This is a genomic window from Streptomyces sp. 7N604 (assembly GCF_052245475.1).
Lineage (GTDB): Bacteria > Actinomycetota > Actinomycetes > Streptomycetales > Streptomycetaceae > Streptomyces.
On sequence record NZ_JBQQBX010000039.1, the window covers coordinates 56290 to 73673 of the forward strand.

Here is a 17384-nt window from a genome sequence, read left to right on the forward strand (position 1 = left end):
CTCCTCAGCGCAGCTTCGGATCGAGGGCGTCGCGGACCGCGTCGCCGAGCATGATGAAGGCCAGCACGGTGATGCTCAGCGCGCCCGCGGGCCACAGCAGCATGTGCGGGGCGTTCCGGATCTGGGGCGCGGCGTTGGAGATGTCGATGCCCCAGGAGACGGTCGGCGGGCGCAGGCCGACGCCGAGGTACGAGAGCGTGGCCTCCAGCGAGATGTACGTGCCGAGGGCGATGGTGGCCACGACGATGACCGGGGCCAGGGCGCCCGGGGCAACGTGCCGCAGCAGCAGCCGCGTGTTGCTCGCGCCGAGCGCCCGGGCGGCCTGCACGTAGTCGTTCTCCTTGGCCGTGACGACCGCGCCCCGCGCGATCCGGGACACCTGCGGCCAGCCGAGCAGCACGATGAAGCCGACAACCGGCCACACGGTCGAGCTGGTCACGACGGACAGCAGGACCAGGCCGCCGAGGACGACGGGGATGCCGAAGAAGATGTCGGCGGTCCGGGAGAGCAGCGCGTCCCCCCAGCGGCCGAAGTAGCCCGCGAGCCCGCCGAGAAGGCCGCCGAGCAGGGCCGCTCCGAGGGTCGCGCAGACTCCGACGGTGAGCGAGGCGCGGGCCCCGTGAACCGTACGGGTGTAGACGTCGCAGCCCTGGGTGTCGTAGCCGAAGGGGTGTCCGGGCCCGGAGCCCTGCTGGGACTTGGACAGGTCGCACTGGAGCGGGTTGCCGCTCGCGATCAGCTGCGGCCAGACCGCGATCAGCACGAGGAAGGCGATGAGCAGCGCGGAGACGAGGAAGACGGGGTTGCGGCGCAGCTCGCGCCAGGCATCGGACCAGAGGCTGCGCGCCGGTACGGCGGTGGCGGCGGCTTCCGGTCCGGGCTCGGGCGCTCGGCCGGAGCCCAGGTCCGTGCCGGCCGGCTGCCGCTCGAGCGTCTCCTCAGGCATAGCGGATCCTCGGGTCGAGTACGGCGTAGAGGACGTCGACGAGCAGGTTCGCCAGCAGGAAGACGATCACGAGGATGGTGACGAAGCCGACGACGGTCGGCGCGTTGTTGCGCAGGATGCCCTGGTAGAGCTGGAAGCCGACGCCGTGGATGTTGAAGATCCGCTCGGTGACGATCGCGCCGCCCATCAGCGCCCCGATGTCGGTGCCGATGAAGGTGACGACCGGGATCAGCGAATTGCGCAGCAGGTGCCGGGTGATGACATGCCGTCGCGGCAGCCCTTTCGCGACGGCCGTCCGTACGTAGTCGGCGCGGACGTTCTCGGCGATCGAGGTGCGGGTGAGCCGGGTGACGTACGCCAGGGACACCAGGGCCAGGACGGTGCCGGGGAGGATCAGCTCGCCGAGCGGCGCCTCGGGGGATACGGACGGCCTGATGAGGCCCCATCGGACGCCGAAGAGGAACTGCAGCAGATAGCCGGTGACGAAGGTGGGGACCGAGATGACGACGAGGGTGAGGAAGAGGACGCCGGTGTCCGTGGCCCGGCCGCGCCGCAGCCCGCCGGCGACCCCGAGGACGACACCGATGGCCATCTCGATGACGACGGCGACGAGGGTGAGCCGTACGGTCACGGGCCAGGCCTCGGCCATCAGGTCGGTGACCGGCTGGCCGTTGAAGGCGGTGCCGAAGTCGCCCTGGAAGATCTGCCCCATGTAGTGCAGGTACTGCTGCCACAGCGGCTGGTCGAGGTGGAGCTCCGCACGGATCCGGTCGGCGGTGGCGGGGTCGGGGGCCCGGTCGCCGAAGAGCGCCGCGACCGGGTCGCCCAGCGCGTACACCATGAAGAAGATCAGGAAGGTGCTGCCGAGGAACACGGGGACCAGCTGCAGCAGCCGCCGGATGACGTAGCGTCCCATGCGTCTCAGCCGACCTCGATCTCTTCGTAGACGGGGACGCTGAAGGGGTTGAGGAGGACGCCGGAGAGGCGGTCGGTGTAGCCGGCGCTGCCGTTCTGGTACCAGAGCGGGATGGCGGGCATCTGCTGGGCGAGGATCTTCTCCGCGTCCTGGAAGGTGGTGACCGCTCGGCCCTGCTCGCCCTGCGCGTTGGCGTCGTTGATGAGCCGGTCGAACGTCCTGTCGCTCCACTTGCCGTCGTTGGAGGAGGCGCCGGTGTAGTAGAGCGGCTGGAGGAAGTTCTGGATCAGCGGGTAGTCCATCTGCCAGCCGGTGCGGAACGGGCCGGTCATCTTGCCGCTGTGGATCCGGTTGCGGTAATCGGCGAAGGTCCCGACCGGGTTGACCGCACAAGCCCGGTCATTGCCCAGCGCGTTGTTGATGCTGTTGCAGACGGCGTCCATCCACATCCGGTGCGAGCCGGTGTCGACGTTGGAGGTGAGGGTCACCCTGCCGCCGGGGAGGCCGCCCGCCTCCTTGATCAGCCTCTTGGCCGCCGCCGGGTCGTAGTCGCAGGCGTCGCCGCACAGGCCCGCCTTGTAGCCGCCCTGGCCGCCGAGGACGGGCGAGGTCCAGTCGCTGGCGGGGGTCCGGGTCTTCTGGAAGATCTGCTCGGTGATCTGCTCGCGGTTGATCGCCTTGGACAGCCCGATGCGGAGCTTCTCCTTCCCGGCGCCCCACTTCTTGTCGTAGAAGGGGAAGGACAGGGTCTGGATGATGCCGGCGGGCTGGTTGATGTACCGGTCGCCGAGGTCGCGCCGCACGTTCTTCAGCTGGGCGGCCGGAATGTCGTCGGCGAGGTCGAGGTTGCCCGCCAGGAGGTCGGTGTACGCGGCCTGGTTGTCGGTGTAGACCCTCAGCTCCACGCCGTCGTTGCGCGCTTTGTCGGGACCGGGGTAGCCCTCCCACTTGCGGAGCCGCATCGCGGAGCCCTTGGCATACGACTCGACGGTGTACGGGCCGTTGCCGACGGGCTTGTTCAGCCAGGCGTCGTGGTCGTCGAAGAAGGCGCGGGGCAGCGGTGCGAAGGCCGGGTAGCCGAGGGTTTCGGGCCAGGTCGAGAACTTCTGGGTGAGCTTGACGGTGAAGGTCCGCTCGTCCTTCACCCGGAGCCCGGACATCGTCCTCGCGGTCGGCCTCCCGGACGCCGGGTGCACCTGGTCGTAGCCCTCGATGTACTCGAAGAAGTACGCGTTCTTCTGCTTGTTGTCGATCAGCGCGCCGTAGTTCCACGCGTCCACGAAGGAACGGGCCGTCACTTTCTCACCGTTGCTGAAGGTCCAGCCGTCCTTGACCGTGACGGTGAAGTTCCGCGCGTCGGCGGTGCTGATCCGCTCGGCGAGCATGTTCTGGGCCTGGCCGGTCCGCGGGTCGTACCGCTTCAGTCCGCGGAAGATCATGTCGAGGACCTTGCCGCCCTGCACCTCGTTGGTGTTGGCCGGTTCGAGCGGGTTCTGCGGGTCGCCCCAGGAGGAGCTGAGGTAGGCCGAGCCCCCGGAGCCGCCACCGCCGCCGCAGCCGGTCGCGGTCGCGGCGAGAACGAGGGCGGCCGTGCCTGCGGCGAGCGTGGCATAGGTGGCTCGGCGCATGCGGTGCCTCCTTGGAGTGCCTGGCATCAGAGACCCAAATAACACCCCAAACTGGCCCATACACCCCTCTGCGGCGGCGCTACGCGCGGATCGCACCCCCAGAACCCCCCGGATGCGGGAGCACCCGTCCCTCGCAGGGCCGAGCGCGCATGTGGGCCCGCCCGACAGGTCGTGTCGGGCGGGCCCACAAAAAGGCTTTCGTACGTCAGCCGTGCTTGGCGCGGGAGGCCGCGCGGGCGCGCTCGCGCGCGTCCAGGTTCACCTTGCGGATGCGGACCGACTCCGGCGTCACCTCGACGCACTCGTCGTCCCGGCAGAACTCCAGGGACTGCTCCAGCGACAGCTTCCGCGGCGGGACGATCGACTCCGTCACATCCGCGGTCGAGGACCGCATGTTGGTGAGCTTCTTCTCCTTGGTGATGTTCACGTCCATGTCGTCGGAGCGCGAGTTCTCGCCGACGACCATGCCCTCGTACACCTCGGTGCCCGGCTCCACGAACAGCGTGCCGCGCTCCTGGAGGTTGATCATCGCGAAGGCGGTCACCGCGCCGGAGCGGTCGGCGACCAGCGAGCCGGACGCGCGCGTGCGCAGGTCGCCGAACCACGGCTCGTGGCCCTCGTGGATGGAGTGCGCGATGCCGGTGCCGCGGGTCTGGGTCAGGAACTCCGTACGGAAGCCGATCAGGCCGCGGGACGGGACGACGAACTCCATCCGGACCCAGCCGGAGCCGTGGTTGGACATGTTGTCCATCCGGCCCTTGCGGGTGCCCATCAGCTGGGTCACCGCGCCCATGTGCTCCTCGGGCACGTCGATCGTGATGCGCTCCACCGGCTCGTACGTCTTGCCCTCGACGTCCTTGGTGACCACCTGCGGCTTGCCGACGGTGAGCTCGAAGCCCTCCCGGCGCATCGTCTCGACGAGGATCGCCAGCGCCAGCTCGCCGCGGCCCTGGACCTCCCACGCGTCAGGGCGGTCGGTCGGCAGCACGCGCAGCGAGACGTTGCCGATGAGCTCGCGCTCGAGGCGGTCCTTGACCAGCCGGGCGGTGACCTTGCGGTCCTTGACGGCGGCCTTGGCGTCCGCGCCCTTGCCGGTGCCGCCGCGGCCGACGAGCGGCGAGGTGTTCGTACCGATGGTCATCGAGATCGCCGGCTCGTCGACCGTGATCAGCGGCAGCGCGACCGGGTTCTCCGGGTCGGCGAGGGTCTCGCCGATCATGATGTCCGGAATACCGGCGACCGCGCAGATGTCACCCGGGCCCGCCTTCTCCGCGGGCTTGCGGGTGAGCGCCTCGGTCATCATCAGCTCGGTGATACGGACGTTCTGGATCGAGCCGTCGCGCTTGATCCACGCGACGGTCTGGCCCTTCATCAGCTCGCCCTGCTCGACGCGGAGCAGCGCGATACGGCCGAGGAAGTTGTCCGCGTCCAGGTTGGTGACGTGCGCCTGGAGCCGGCCCGTGCCGTCGTACTGCGGCGCGGGGACGGTCTCGAGCAGGGTCGAGAAGAACGGCTCGAGGCTGTCGCTGTCGGCGGGGACGGTGCCGTCCTCCGGCTTGGTCAGCGAGGCGACGCCGTCGCGGGCGCAGGCGTAGACGATCGGGAACTCGATCTGCTCCTCGTCCGCGTCCAGGTCGAGGAAGAGGTCGTACGCCTCGTTGACGACCTCGTCGATCCGGGAGTCCGGGCGGTCCGTCTTGTTGATGCAGAGGATGACCGGCAGCCGCGCCTGCAGGGCCTTGCGGAGCACGAAGCGGGTCTGCGGCAGCGGGCCCTCGGAGGCGTCGACGAGGAGGACGACCGCGTCCACCATCGACAGGCCGCGCTCGACCTCGCCGCCGAAGTCGGCGTGGCCGGGGGTGTCGATGATGTTGATCGTGACCGGGTCGCCACCGTCCTTGGGGTGGTACTTGACGGCGGTGTTCTTGGCGAGAATGGTGATGCCCTTCTCGCGCTCGAGGTCGCCTGTGTCCATCACCCGGTCGTCCACCTGCTGGTGGGCGGCGAACGCGCCGGCCTGCTTGAGCATGGCGTCGACGAGGGTCGTCTTGCCGTGGTCGACGTGGGCGACGATGGCGACGTTACGGATGTCGTGGCGCGTGGGCATGGGTGGCTTGCGCTTCTCTCGGATCGTGGGATGCGGCGTCTCGTTCCTCGTACGCCCCGCCGGGCGGACCCGCCTCGGCTCCGTCCATGGTACGGGGCTGGCGCGACACCGGTCCCAGAGACCGGTGCGGAGGGCCGCCGAGGCCCTCCGCACCCGCTCGGATCCCGCTTACTTCTTGAAGCCGATGTCCTCGTAGCGCGGCGTCGCGAAGGCGAAGGCGCCCACGTTCACCAGATTCGACCTGACCGCGACCAGCTGCGGCCGCTGGTAGAGGGGGATCGAGCCGGCCGCGGCCCAGATGCGGGCGTCGGCACGGCGTACGAGCGCGCGCGAGGCCGCGCCGTCCAGCTCGGTGATCGCCTGGTCGAAGAGCTGGTCGATGTGGTCGGTGCCGACCCGGGTGTAGTTCTGCTCGACGATCAGGGAGCCGTCGGGCGCGGGCTGCGGCTTGGCGAAGATCGGGCGGGCGTCGGTGGCCGGGTAGGCGCTGGCGGGCCAGGACCAGAGCGCGAGGTCGTAGTCGCCCGAGGCGATGTGGTCCTTGAAGTAGCTCTCGTCACCGACCTTGGTGATCTCCGTGCGGATGCCGATCTTCGCCAGCATCCGGGAGATACGGTCCCCGGCCGTACGGAGCGGCTCGGTACCCGGCCCCGAGGGCAGGACGAAGCGCAGGGTCAGGGGCTTGCCGTCCTTCTGGAGGGTGCCGACCTCGGCGGACTTGGCCTGGCCGCCGCCCCGCTCGCCCTTCTCGCTCCCCCGGTGCCCCGCGAGCCCCGCGCCGCTCTCGCGCCAGCCGGCGGCGGTGAGCAGGGCCTGCGCGGCCGCGGTGTCCCGGCTGCCGAGCGCGGCGCTGTTGTCCTTGTATCCCTGCTGCCCGGCCACCATCAGGTGGCTGCCGAGCGGCTGGGCGGGCAGCCCGAGCGGCTCGAGCACGGCCTTGGCGATGGCCTGCCGGTCGATCGTACGGGCGACCGCGCGCCGTACGCGCTCGTCGGCGAGCGGTCCCGCGGAGCCGTTCAGTGCGAGCTGGGTGTAGGCGGGCTCGAGCGACCTGCGGACGGTGTAGCCGCGGAGGGTGGCCTGCCGGGCCTCCACGGCCCGCCGTGCCTTCTCGGCTGCCTTCTCGGCCCGCTTGCGGGCCGCCTTCTCGGCCGCTCCCTCGGCCTTCCGCTCCTCCCGGGCCCCGGCCCGGCGCGCCTCGAGCGCCACGCTCCCGGCCGCGCCCCGGTCGGCCTTCGGGATCTTCTGGCCCTCGCCCTTGCGCTCCGACGCCGCTTCGATCTGCTCCACGGCCTGCCGGTCGACCTCGGCGATGTCCAGCCGCCCCTGGGCGAGCGCCGCCGCCCGCTTGTCGCGCGGCACGGCCTGGAAGACCAGCTTCTCCAGCCTGGCCTTGTCCCCCCACCACTTCGGGTTCCGTACGAGCGTCACCGCGCCCTTGCCCCTGCTCTTCAGCGCGAAGGGCCCTGCGGTGGCCTTGAGCATCTTGCGGGCGCCGTCGTTGAAGGCGCCCGCGCTGCCCATGACGCTCTTGGGGTAGAGCGGCGTGAAGAGCGACCGCCAGTCGGTGTAGGGCTTGGCGAAGGTGACTCGCACCTCCTGCGGCTTCTCGCCCTGCTCGATCTTCTCGATCCGGTCGTACCCGGCGTTGCGGGCGGTCCAGTAGGCCTTGTCCTTGCCGCTCAGTGCCTTCCACTGAGCGGTGAAGTCCGCGACGCCGAGCTTGCGGCCGTCGCTCCAGGTGGCGGCGCGGTTGAGCCGGTAGGTCACGATCTGCTTGGGCTCGCGCTCGGTGACGTCGGCCGCGGCGAGGTAGTTCTCGTTGCGCTGCGGCCTGCCTCGGTCGTCCAGGGTGAAGAGGGCGGGCAGGACGGCGCCCGCGACGCGGTCGGTGCCCGCGTCGGCGTCGGACTGGAAGGTGTTGAGCGTCGCTGGCACCGCGTCGATCGCCCAGCGCACGGTGCCGCCGCCCCGCGTCGCGCCGCGCGAGGTGGTGGCGACGTCCTTCGGTACGGCGGTGACGATCGGCTCGCTCTCGGAGGTGCTGCACCCGGCCAGGACGGGCAGCGGGAGGAGCGCGCCGGCCGCGAGCAGCGCGGTGCAGCGAAGGCGACGCCGGCCTGAGGAGTGTGGTGCACATGGTGTGCGTGGTGTACGCGATGCCGCCCGGCCGCCGCTGACGCCGTCGATGGACATGACTGAAACCTCCGGGCTACACACATTTGGGCGCTTATGCCGCTCATCACACCTATTCCTGGACAACTGAAATCGACTCGTTCCACCCGGGCACGGCGACACGACACGGAAGTCCGGATTCCCACCCGTACGGCGGCAGCGTGCACATGTGTCCCAGCGGCCGCGGGGGGCGCGCGAGCGCGCACGCCCCCGACACGAAGCGCCAATCGTGGTAGATCCCTAGCCAAGGTAGGATGTGACGCGCGACACTCACATGCGCATCAGCGTTGGCAAGCGTTGGCCCGCAAGCGCGGAGGTGAGGGCAAGCCATGTCCGTTCAGGACGATCTGACAGCCGCACAGCGCACACTCGACGAGCTGACCCGCACCCTGGGCCGGCTGGAACAGCAAGTGAGCGCCGGCCTGGAGATCCGCCGCGTGCGCACCGACGCGGACCATCTGCGCGAGAGCCTCGCCCTGCTGCGTGACAGCACGGCGCAGGAGCGGACCCAGGCGCCGGCCCGCCACCACGAGATGGTCACCATCCCCGACGCGCCCTACAACAGCGCCCTGTGGACCGACGCCGAGGACGAGGGTCTCGGCGCCCGCGACCGGCACGCGCCCTAGCGCGGACCACGCGGGACGTACGACCCTACGGAAGAGAGCGTCACGCCCCGCGCCACCGCCGCACCGTGTCCGCAGCCGAACCCCACTCCGAGCCGGAGTCATTGAATTGGCCACTGGTACCGAACCCCGAACGGGCACCGACGAACCCAGTGACGCGCGCGGCGGAGTGCACTTCGCCACGCGCGCCGCGATCCCGGCACGCCACCTGCGGACCGACCGCTGGTGGCTGGGACCTGCGATCACCGCCGCCGGGCTGCTCGCGTTCGTCGTCTACTCGACCTGGCGCGCCTTCGCGAACGCCGACTACTACGCGGCGCCGTACGTCTCGCCGTTCTACTCGCCCTGCCTCGCGGAGAACTGCGAGACGATGCGGGGCGGGCCGAACTGGGAGATCTTCGGCAGCTGGTGGGGTCTGTCGCCCGCCCTGCTGATCCTGATCTTCCCGCTGGGCTTCCGGCTGACCTGCTACTACTACCGGAAGGCGTATTACCGCGGCTTCTGGGCGTCGCCCCCGGCGTGCGCGGTGGCGGAGCCGCACCGGAAGTACTCGGGCGAGAACCGCTTCCCGCTGATCCTCCAGAACATCCACCGGTACTTCTTCTACGCGGCGCTGCCGGTGGCCGGGATCCTCACGTACGACACCGTGCTGGGCTTCCGGAACGCCGAGTACGAGTGGGGCCACATGGGCCTCGGCACGCTGGTCTTCCTGGTCAACATCGTGCTGATCTGGGCGTACACGCTGTCCTGCCACTCGTGCCGGCACATCGTCGGCGGCCGCCTGAAGCACTTCTCCAAGCACCCGGTGCGCTACCGGCTCTGGGGTCTGGTCGGCCGGCTCAACGAGCGGCACATGCTGCTCGCCTGGGCTTCGCTGATCAGCGTGGCTTTCGCCGACTTCTACGTGTATCTGCTCGCCACCGGCGCCTTCGCCGACCCGCAGATCTTCTAGCCGCACAGCTTCGGAGAGGGATGCAGTAACGATGACCCAAGTCGACCGGCAGGCGTGGGACGTGGTCGTGGTCGGCGCGGGAGGCGCCGGCCTGCGCGCCGCCATCGAGGCCCGCGAGCAGGGCATGCGCACCGCCGTCATCTGCAAGTCGCTGTTCGGCAAGGCCCATACGGTCATGGCCGAGGGCGGCATCGCGGCGAGCATGGGCAATGTCAACGAGGGGGACAACTGGCAGGTCCACTTCCGCGACACCATGCGCGGCGGCAAGTTCCTCAACCAGTGGCGGATGGCCGAGCTGCACGCGCGCGAGGCGCCGGACCGGGTGTGGGAACTGGAGACCTGGGGTGCGCTCTTCGACCGCACCGCCGACGGGAAGATCTCGCAGCGCAACTTCGGCGGCCATGAGTACCCGCGCCTCGCCCACGTCGGTGACCGTACGGGCCTGGAGCTGATCCGCACGCTCCAGCAGAAGATCGTCTCGCTGCAGCAGGAGGACGAGAAGGAGTTCGGCGACTACGAGGCCCGGCTCAAGGTCTTCCAGGAGTGCACGGTCACCCGCGTCCTGAAGGCCAACGGCAAGGTGGCCGGGATCTTCGGCTACGAGCGCGAGTCCGGTCGCTTCTTCGTCATCGAGGCCCCGTCCGTAGTGCTCGCGACCGGCGGCATCGGCAAGTCCTTCAAGGTGACCTCGAACTCCTGGGAGTACACCGGCGACGGGCACGCCCTCGCGCTGCTCGCCGGAGCCCCGCTGATCAACATGGAGTTCGTGCAGTTCCACCCCACCGGAATGGTCTGGCCGCCGTCCGTGAAGGGCATCCTCGTCACCGAGTCCGTGCGCGGCGACGGCGGGGTGCTGCGCAACAGCGAGGGCAAGCGGTTCATGTTCGAGTACATCCCGGACGTCTTCAAGGAGAAGTACGCGCAGACCGAGGACGAGGGCGACCGCTGGTACGAGGACCCGGACAACAACCGCCGCCCGCCCGAGCTGCTCCCCCGCGACGAGGTCGCCCGCGCGATCAACGCCGAGGTGAAGGCGGGCCGCGGCTCCCCGCACGGCGGGGTGTTCCTGGACGTGTCGACCCGGATGCCCGCCGAGGTCATCAAACGCCGGCTGCCGTCCATGCACCACCAGTTCAAGGAGCTGGCGGACGTCGACATCACGGCCGAGCCGATGGAGGTCGGCCCGACCTGCCACTACGTGATGGGCGGCGTCGACGTCGACCCCGACACGGCGGCCGCGACCGGCGTGCCGGGCCTCTTCGCGGCGGGCGAGGTCGCGGGCGGCATGCACGGCTCGAACCGCCTGGGCGGCAACTCGCTCTCCGACCTGCTGGTCTTCGGGCGCCGCGCCGGCCTGTACGCGGCGGAGTACGCGGCCGAGCTCAAGGCCGGTGACCGCCCCTCGCCGTCCGGCCTGGACATCGAGGCGGCGGAGGCGGAGGCGCTGCGCCCGTTCAGCGCGGAGGGCCCGGACGCGGAGCACCCGGAGGGCCGGCCCGCCGAGAACCCGTACACCCTCCACCAGGAGCTCCAGCAGACGATGAACGACCTCGTCGGCATCATCCGGCGGGAGGGCGAGATGACGGAGGCGCTGCACCGTCTCGGCGGGCTGCGGGTCCGGGCCCGGAACGCGGGGGTCGAGGGCCACCGCCAGTTCAACCCGGGCTGGCACCTCGCCATCGACCTGCGGAACATGCTGCTGGTCAGCGAGTGCGTGGCGCGTGCGGCGCTGGAGCGTACGGAGAGCCGCGGCGGCCACACCCGGGACGACCATCCGCAGATGGACCGGGAGTGGCGGCGGATCAATCTGGTCTGTTCGCTCATCGACCCCACGGGCGGGATCGCGGCGGCGGACCCGGAGCGCGGGCAGATCCGTCTGGAGCGCCGCGAGGTGCAGCCGATCCGCGCCGACCTGCTCGGCCTCTTCGAGAAGGAAGAGCTGGTGAAGTACCTGACGGACGAGGAGCTGACCCAGTGACCACGAGCACCAGCGCCTACCTGGCCCACTTCAAGGTCTGGCGGGGCGACATCGACGGCGGCGGCCTGGAGGACTTCAAGGTCGAGGTGAACGAGGGCGAGGTCGTCCTCGACATCATCCACCGGCTCCAGGCCACCCAGGCGCCCGACCTCGCGGTCCGCTGGAACTGCAAGGCGGGCAAGTGCGGTTCGTGCAGCGCGGAGATCAACGGGCGGCCGCGGCTGTTGTGCATGACCCGGATGTCGGTGTTCGACCGGGACGAGACGATCACGGTCACACCGCTGCGCGCCTTCCCCGTCGTACGGGACCTGGTGACGGATGTGTCCTTCAACTACGCGAAGGCGCGCGAGGTGCCGTCCTTCGTGCCGCCGCCGGGTCTCGCGCCGGGCGAGTACCGGATGCAGCAGGAGGACGTGGGGCGCTCGCAGGAGTTCCGGAAGTGCATCGAGTGCTTCCTGTGCCAGGACACCTGTCACGTGGTGCGCGACCACGAGGAGAACAAGACCGCGTTCGCGGGCCCGCGCTTCCTGATGCGGATCGCGGAGCTGGACATGCACCCGCTGGACGCGGCAGCGGAGTCCGGCATCGACCGGAAGGCCACGGCCCAGGAGGAGCACGGCCTCGGCTACTGCAACATCACCAAGTGCTGCACCGAGGTCTGCCCCGAGGGCATCAAGATCACCGACAATGCGCTGATCCCGCTGAAGGAGCGGGCAGTGGATCGCAAGTACGATCCACTGGTCTGGCTGGGGAACAAGATCCGCAGGCGCAGCGCCCAATAGGTCCCGCCCGCCCGGTCGGATTGCGGCCGGCTCGGCACCGCCGGGCCGCGCCGCCGAGCCCCGCGCCGTCGCGGCGGAAAAATGTCGCTCTAGTAGAGGCTCAGCAGAGCCTCGACCGGGTCCGCGGAGGCGGATTCGCCGTCCGGCAGGGCGAGTTCGAACCAGACCGTCTTGCCGCGGGGCGTCCTCCGGCTTCCCCAGCCCGCGCTGAGCAGGCCCACCAGCTGCAGCCCGCGGCCGCCCTCGTCCGTGGCGCGGGCGCGCCTGCGCCGCGGCTGGACCAGTCCGCCGTCCCACACCTCGCAGACCAGCGTGCTGTCCAGCAGCAAGCGCAGCCGTATCTCTCCGCCCGGCTCGCCCGTGGGCGAACCCGCGCCGTACCGCAGGGCGTTCGTGACCAGCTCGCTGACCAGCAGCTCGGTCGTGTCCACCAGTGATTCCAGGCCCCAGGAGATCAGCTGTCCGCGGGCCAGTTCGCGGGCGCGGGCGACGGACCGCGGCTCGGGGGCCAGCTTCCAGTCGCCGACCGACTCCGCGGGCAGCCCCTGGACCCGGGCCATGAGGAGGGCGATGTCGTCCTCGCCGTGGCGGGTGTCAAGGGTGCCGAGGACGCGGTCGCAGAGGTCCTCGAGGGGGCTGGAGTCCTCCGCGTCGGCAGTCGTCAGGGGCGGGTCGGTGAGGGCCGTACGGAAGGCCTGGAGGCCCTCGTCCAGCGGGTGGTCGCGGGACTCGACGAGGCCGTCGGTGTAGAGCGCGAGGAGCGCCCCGTCCGGCAGCTCGACCTCGATCTCCTCGAAGGGTTCGCCGCCCACGCCGAGCGGCATTCCGGTGGGGACCTCGAGCATCAGCGCGGACTCGCCGGGCTCGACGAGCACGGGCGGCAGATGGCCGGCGTTGGCGAACGTACAGCGCCGGGTGACCGGGTCGTAGACCGCGTACACACAGGTGGCGAGGTAGACCTCGGCGAGGTCGGAAGAGCGCGACGCGGCCGCGCCGTTACGGGAGGGGCGCGCGCCGCCGTACGCGCCCGCGGGTGCGCCCAGGCCGCGGGCGATCTCGTCGAGCTGGGAGAGCACTTCCGCGGGCTCCAGGTCGAGCAGCGCCAGCGTCCGTACGGCGGTGCGCAGTTCGCCCATCGCGACGGCCGCCCGCAGGCCGCGGCCCATCACGTCGCCGACGACCAGGGCGGTGCGGTGGCCGGGGAGCTGGATGACGTCGAACCAGTCGCCGCCGACCTCGGTCGCGGTGTTGCCCGGCAGGTAGCGGCAGGCGATGTCGAGGCCCGCGGACTCGGGGTCGCCCGGGGGCAGCAGGCTGCGCTGGAGGATCAGCGCGCGCTCGTGCTCCCTGCGGTAGAGGCGGGCGTTGTCGATGCAGACGGCGGCGCGGGCCGCCAGCTCGACGGCGAGTGCGGTGTCGCGCTCGCCGAAGGGCTCGCTGCCCTTCGTACGGGAGAACTGGGCGAGGCCGACGACGGTGTCGTGGGCGACCATCGGGACGGCGAGGGTGGACTGCACGATCGCGGCGCCCAGTTCGGGTCCCTCGACGCCGTCCTGGCCGGGGACGACCTTGGGCCGTGCGGTGCGCAGGGCGTCGGCCCAGAGCGAGTTGAACGGGAAGCGGTGGACGGCGCCGACCTCGATGGCGTGCGGCTCGCCGTTGTCGTCGGCTGCGCGGGCAGGGACGGAGACGGGGGCGTCGGCCACGGCGCTGGCGAAGGCGACCCGGCGCAGCTCGGCGCTGCCGTCGGCAAGGCCCGGCGGGGTCTCGTCGCCGGACAGCAGCCCCTGGTAGAGGTCGACGGAGGCCAGGTCGCAGAACTGCGGCACGGCGACGTCGAGGAGTTCGCGTGCGGTGGTCTCGAGGTCGAGTGAGTTGCCGATCCGGGCGCCCGCGGCGTTGAGGAGCGCGAGGTTGCGGCGGGCGCTGGCGGCCTCGAGCTCGGCGTTGCGCCGCCGGGTCACGTCGGTGCCGAGCCCGGCGACGCCGATCGGCCGTCCGCTGCCGCTGTGCAGCCGGAAGAGGTTGACGGACCACCGGCGCCGCTCGGGGTCGCCGACGGCCGAGCCGGTGAGCTGAAGCTCCGTCACCGGGCTGCCGGTTGCGAGAACTTGGCGCAGGGCCGCGTTCAGCCGGTCGGCCTCCCCGCGCGTGAGGTAGTCGCCGGGCCCGCGGCCGCGGTGGGAATCCGTGCTGCCGCCGAAGACGGCGGCGAAGCGCTCGTTGACGCGGAGGATCTTCAGGTCCGGGCCGAACAGCAGGAATCCCATGGGAGATTGGCCGAAAACCGCCTGCGAGGCGGCCAGGTCTGTCTCGATCCGGCGCAGGATGCGCGCGTCCACGACGATGCAGACCGCGCCGCGGCCGCCGCCCTCGGTCTCGGTGGGCATGACGTACACCTCGGCCAGGCCATGGAGCTCCGCCTCGATGGAGCGGAAGGGCACCAGGCCCACCCAGTCACGGCCGTCCAGGATCTCCGCGATCTTGCGGTGCCCGAGATCGCGCAGCTCGGGGGGCACGAAGGCCTCGATGGGGTCCTTGCCGATGGCGGCGGAAGCGGGGATGTGCAGGAGCTCGGCGGCCCGCTGGCTCCACTGGTCGATGCGGCCGTCGGAGCCGAGGGAGAAGGAGGCGACCCGGATGTAGTCGTAGATCGATCCGGGCGGGCTGCTCTGCCACATGGGGGCAGAAAAGGTCTCGTCGGGCGTCCCCGCCCCCGCTGGTATGTCGCTCACGCGCCCGTCCCCTCCAGCTCACCTTGCCCGGACCGGCCTCAGCTGAGTATCCAGCACCTCAGCCATCCGGGACACGGCCTTCACGATCACAGCACTGTCTCATTCGGGGGTCTGCGGACCTCCCCCGGATGGTCACAGCCGTGCACCACACAGCCATGCTTCTCGTCGGAGACCCGCGGCCTGACCCAGTCCCGTGATCAGCACTACCCTCTTTCTTCTAACCGGGCAGGCCGAGCTCGAACCACACCGTCTTGCCCGCGCTCCCGCGCCGGGTGCCCCAGCGACGAGACGTACGGGCCACCAGTTGCAGGCCGCGCCCCCCTTCGTCCTCGGGCCGCGCGTCCCGGGCCAGGGGCAGCTCGGGCAGCGGGTCGGACACTTCTACGAGCAGTGCGTCGTTGCGGATGCGCTGGACGCTGACGCCGATGGGGCCGGTCGCGTGGCGCAGCGCGTTGGTGACGAGTTCACTGACCAGCAATACGGTCAGGTCGCCGACTGCGTTCAGACCCCACTCATTGAGCGTCGAACGGACCACGGCGCGCGCGGCTCGTACGGCTCCCGGTTCGGCCGGGAAGCTCCACTCGGCGCGGTGGTCGTCCGATGAGGTGCGCGCCGCAGGGGGTGTCGACTCGGAAGCCCCCGCAGTGTCGCTCACGCCGACCACTTCCAGACCGATGACAGACCCCGCTGTCCGTTTTCGGGGGGATTTTCGGGATGGCTAATGTGGACATACCCGATACGGGCGGCCGCTATCGCGACATTTGGCGCACTGTGACATGAAAGAGCTCAGAAGCTGGTGTCAGGGCGGAGCCAGAGCCGGAGCCGGAGCCGGAGCCGGAGCTGGAGCTAGAGCGCGAGCCGCCGGAGCATCCGGACCACTTCTGCGACCGCCGGGCGGTCCTGGTCGAGCCAGTCGACCTCGTCCACCCGGTCCGGGGTGAGCCAGCGCAGCTCGTCATGGTCCTCCAGCGGCCGCGGCTCACCCGCGACCAGACGCACGGTCCAGACCCGCAGTACGTAACCCGGCTTCAGCGTCCACTCGCCCGGAATCCGCGCGAGCGGCTCCACTTCGACGCCGAGCTCCTCGCGCAGCTCGCGGACCAGGCCCTCTTCCGGCGTCTCACCGGGCTCCAGCTTGCCGCCCGGCAGTTCCCACCGGCCGGCCAGGGCGGGCGGGGCGCTGCGCCTGGCGGCCAGCAGCCTTCCGCCGTCCAGCACCGCCGCGCCGACCACGATCCGCGTCTCGTCTCCCGTCACCCGGGAAACCCTACGACGGCGTGCGCTCCGGCTACGACGACGTCCTGCGGCTCACTCGTTCGACCGTGTAGAGCTGCTTGTGTCCCTTCGCGTCCAGCCGGTCGGCGACCCGCTCGGCCTCCGCCCTGGTGGCGTAGCGGCCGACGCGGTAGCGATTGCCGTTCTCGTCCTGCCGTATGACGAGCCAGGGCAGCACGGCGCCGCTCTCGCTCATCGACTCACCCCTCGCGCCATCGCGCGCTCCCGCGCGCACGACGTCCCGGCCCCTGAGGAAAACGCAGTCCGCATATGCCTGAGCCTACGCCCGACCTTCACTCAACGGATACGGGTTTTTACAAAGAGGTACGCATCCGGCCACATGTTCGAACTTGGACTTCCATCCCCCTTCATGACTGTGCGGGCCGGGCACTGTGCGCCCGGCCCCGCGCAGTCGCGGAGTCATGGAGGGAAGCGTCAGCTGCGGACCGTCGGCAGGGGCATCAGGACCGGCTCCCGCTCCCCCGAGGGGGACTGCCGGCAGACGTCACCGCACGCCGCGTCGAGCGAGCAGCACCGCGAGCAGATCGGCCCCGACTGCGTCGCGGTACCCGCGTCACCGTGGACGGCACGGACGGCACGGACGGCAGCGCGCGGGAACAGCGGACCCGCACAGGGCCGCGAGTTCCTCATGCACGGCGCGCGTGACAGGTTGCCGCGGAGCGTGATTGCCCCGGAGTCAACAGTCCTGACTGTGCGTCACCTTTGAATCAGGGCTGGCGAACGGCGAGCTTCGGGTATCGGTCACCGCACCGGAAGGTGGTATGCGATGCGGAACCGGTCGGCCGGGACGACCACGTCCGCGGTCTCAACCGGCCGCCCCGAGGCGTAGAACGTCCGGGCCACCACCATCACCGGATGCCCCGGCACTCCGCCCAGCGCCTGGGTCTCCTCCGCGAGCCCCGGCCGGGCGCCGATCTCCTCCAGCACGTTGTCCACGACCACGTCGATCGCGGCCATCCGCTCGACGACCCCGCGTCCGGCGAGCGGTCCCTCCTCGGGCAGCATCACGGGCGTACGGCCGGTGACGGCCAGCGGCTCCCACGACGTGGACAGCATCGAGGGCTCGCCGTCCGCCCGGAAGAGATAGCGGGTGCGCATCACCCGCTCCCCCGGCTCGATCTCCAGCCGCTGCGCGACCGCAGGGCTCGCCTCCTCCTGCTCGCTGCTGGACTCCCAGGTGCCCTTGACCCGCTCATCCGCCTGCTCCTGCCGGAACGGGGTGGAGTCGCCCGGACCGGCCTGATAG

The 17384-nt window shown here is 70.7% G+C and carries 14 protein-coding genes; 4 read left to right on the forward strand and 10 right to left on the reverse strand.

Annotated elements, in window-relative coordinates:
* Positions 1 to 4 precede the first annotated feature (4 nt).
* The 5 genes from ACTWP8_RS33005 to ACTWP8_RS33025 all read right to left on the reverse strand — a co-directional run bounded on the left by ACTWP8_RS33005 (position 5) and on the right by ACTWP8_RS33025 (position 7793).
* Entirely contained in the window at positions 5 to 946 is a 942-nt protein-coding gene (locus ACTWP8_RS33005; RefSeq protein WP_443325754.1) for an ABC transporter permease, read from the reverse strand.
* Entirely contained in the window at positions 939 to 1862 is a 924-nt protein-coding gene (locus ACTWP8_RS33010; RefSeq protein WP_443325755.1) for an ABC transporter permease, read from the reverse strand. Before ACTWP8_RS33010 ends, ACTWP8_RS33005 begins: the two co-directional genes overlap by 8 nt.
* 5 nt (positions 1863 to 1867) lie before the next feature.
* Positions 1868 to 3490 (reverse strand): peptide ABC transporter substrate-binding protein, encoded by a 1623-nt coding sequence (locus ACTWP8_RS33015; protein ID WP_443325756.1) that lies wholly within the window; start codon positions 3488 to 3490, stop codon positions 1868 to 1870.
* Between the two features lie 205 nt (positions 3491 to 3695).
* Positions 3696 to 5597: a translational GTPase TypA gene (gene typA, locus ACTWP8_RS33020; RefSeq protein ID WP_443325757.1), complete on the reverse strand. Its 1902-nt coding sequence runs from the start codon at positions 5595 to 5597 to the stop codon at positions 3696 to 3698.
* Between the two features lie 168 nt (positions 5598 to 5765).
* Entirely contained in the window at positions 5766 to 7793 is a 2028-nt protein-coding gene (locus tag ACTWP8_RS33025; protein ID WP_443325758.1) for an ABC transporter family substrate-binding protein, read from the reverse strand.
* A 308-nt stretch (positions 7794 to 8101) separates the two neighbouring features.
* On the opposite strand from ACTWP8_RS33025, the gene ACTWP8_RS33030 reads away from it, so the two are divergent.
* The 4 genes from ACTWP8_RS33030 to ACTWP8_RS33045 all read left to right on the forward strand — a co-directional run bounded on the left by ACTWP8_RS33030 (position 8102) and on the right by ACTWP8_RS33045 (position 12107).
* Complete coding sequence (locus ACTWP8_RS33030; RefSeq protein ID WP_443325759.1) at positions 8102 to 8398, forward strand: hypothetical protein; 297 nt, start codon at positions 8102 to 8104, stop codon at positions 8396 to 8398.
* A 106-nt stretch (positions 8399 to 8504) separates the two neighbouring features.
* Positions 8505 to 9347 (forward strand): hypothetical protein, encoded by an 843-nt coding sequence (locus ACTWP8_RS33035; RefSeq protein ID WP_443325760.1) that lies wholly within the window; start codon positions 8505 to 8507, stop codon positions 9345 to 9347.
* A 31-nt stretch (positions 9348 to 9378) separates the two neighbouring features.
* On the forward strand, positions 9379 to 11325 hold the full coding sequence (locus ACTWP8_RS33040; protein WP_443325761.1) for a fumarate reductase/succinate dehydrogenase flavoprotein subunit: 1947 nt from the start codon (positions 9379 to 9381) through the stop codon (positions 11323 to 11325).
* Positions 11322 to 12107: a succinate dehydrogenase/fumarate reductase iron-sulfur subunit gene (locus tag ACTWP8_RS33045; RefSeq protein WP_443325762.1), complete on the forward strand. Its 786-nt coding sequence runs from the start codon at positions 11322 to 11324 to the stop codon at positions 12105 to 12107. The genes ACTWP8_RS33040 and ACTWP8_RS33045 overlap by 4 nt, the downstream gene beginning before the upstream one ends.
* 89 nt (positions 12108 to 12196) lie before the next feature.
* Here ACTWP8_RS33045 and ACTWP8_RS33050 read toward each other — a convergent pair whose 3' ends face one another.
* The 5 genes from ACTWP8_RS33050 to ACTWP8_RS33070 form a co-directional block, all read right to left on the reverse strand.
* A complete protein-coding gene (locus ACTWP8_RS33050) occupies positions 12197 to 14788 on the reverse strand; it encodes a SpoIIE family protein phosphatase (protein WP_443325766.1) in 2592 nt (863 codons plus the stop codon).
* Positions 14789 to 15059: 271 nt separating this feature from the next.
* The gene (locus ACTWP8_RS33055; protein ID WP_443325763.1) at positions 15060 to 15506 is read right to left on the reverse strand and encodes an ATP-binding protein; all 447 of its coding nucleotides are present in this window, start codon (positions 15504 to 15506) and stop codon (positions 15060 to 15062) included.
* 182 nt (positions 15507 to 15688) lie between these two features.
* Positions 15689 to 16078: a (deoxy)nucleoside triphosphate pyrophosphohydrolase gene (locus tag ACTWP8_RS33060; RefSeq protein WP_443325767.1), complete on the reverse strand. Its 390-nt coding sequence runs from the start codon at positions 16076 to 16078 to the stop codon at positions 15689 to 15691.
* 52 nt (positions 16079 to 16130) lie between these two features.
* Positions 16131 to 16313, reverse strand: a complete 183-nt coding sequence (locus ACTWP8_RS33065) for an SPOR domain-containing protein (RefSeq protein ID WP_443317740.1) — start codon at positions 16311 to 16313, stop codon at positions 16131 to 16133.
* Positions 16314 to 16879: 566 nt separating this feature from the next.
* A partial coding sequence (locus ACTWP8_RS33070) for a UTRA domain-containing protein (protein WP_443325764.1) occupies positions 16880 to 17384 on the reverse strand: 505 nt, incomplete at its 5' end.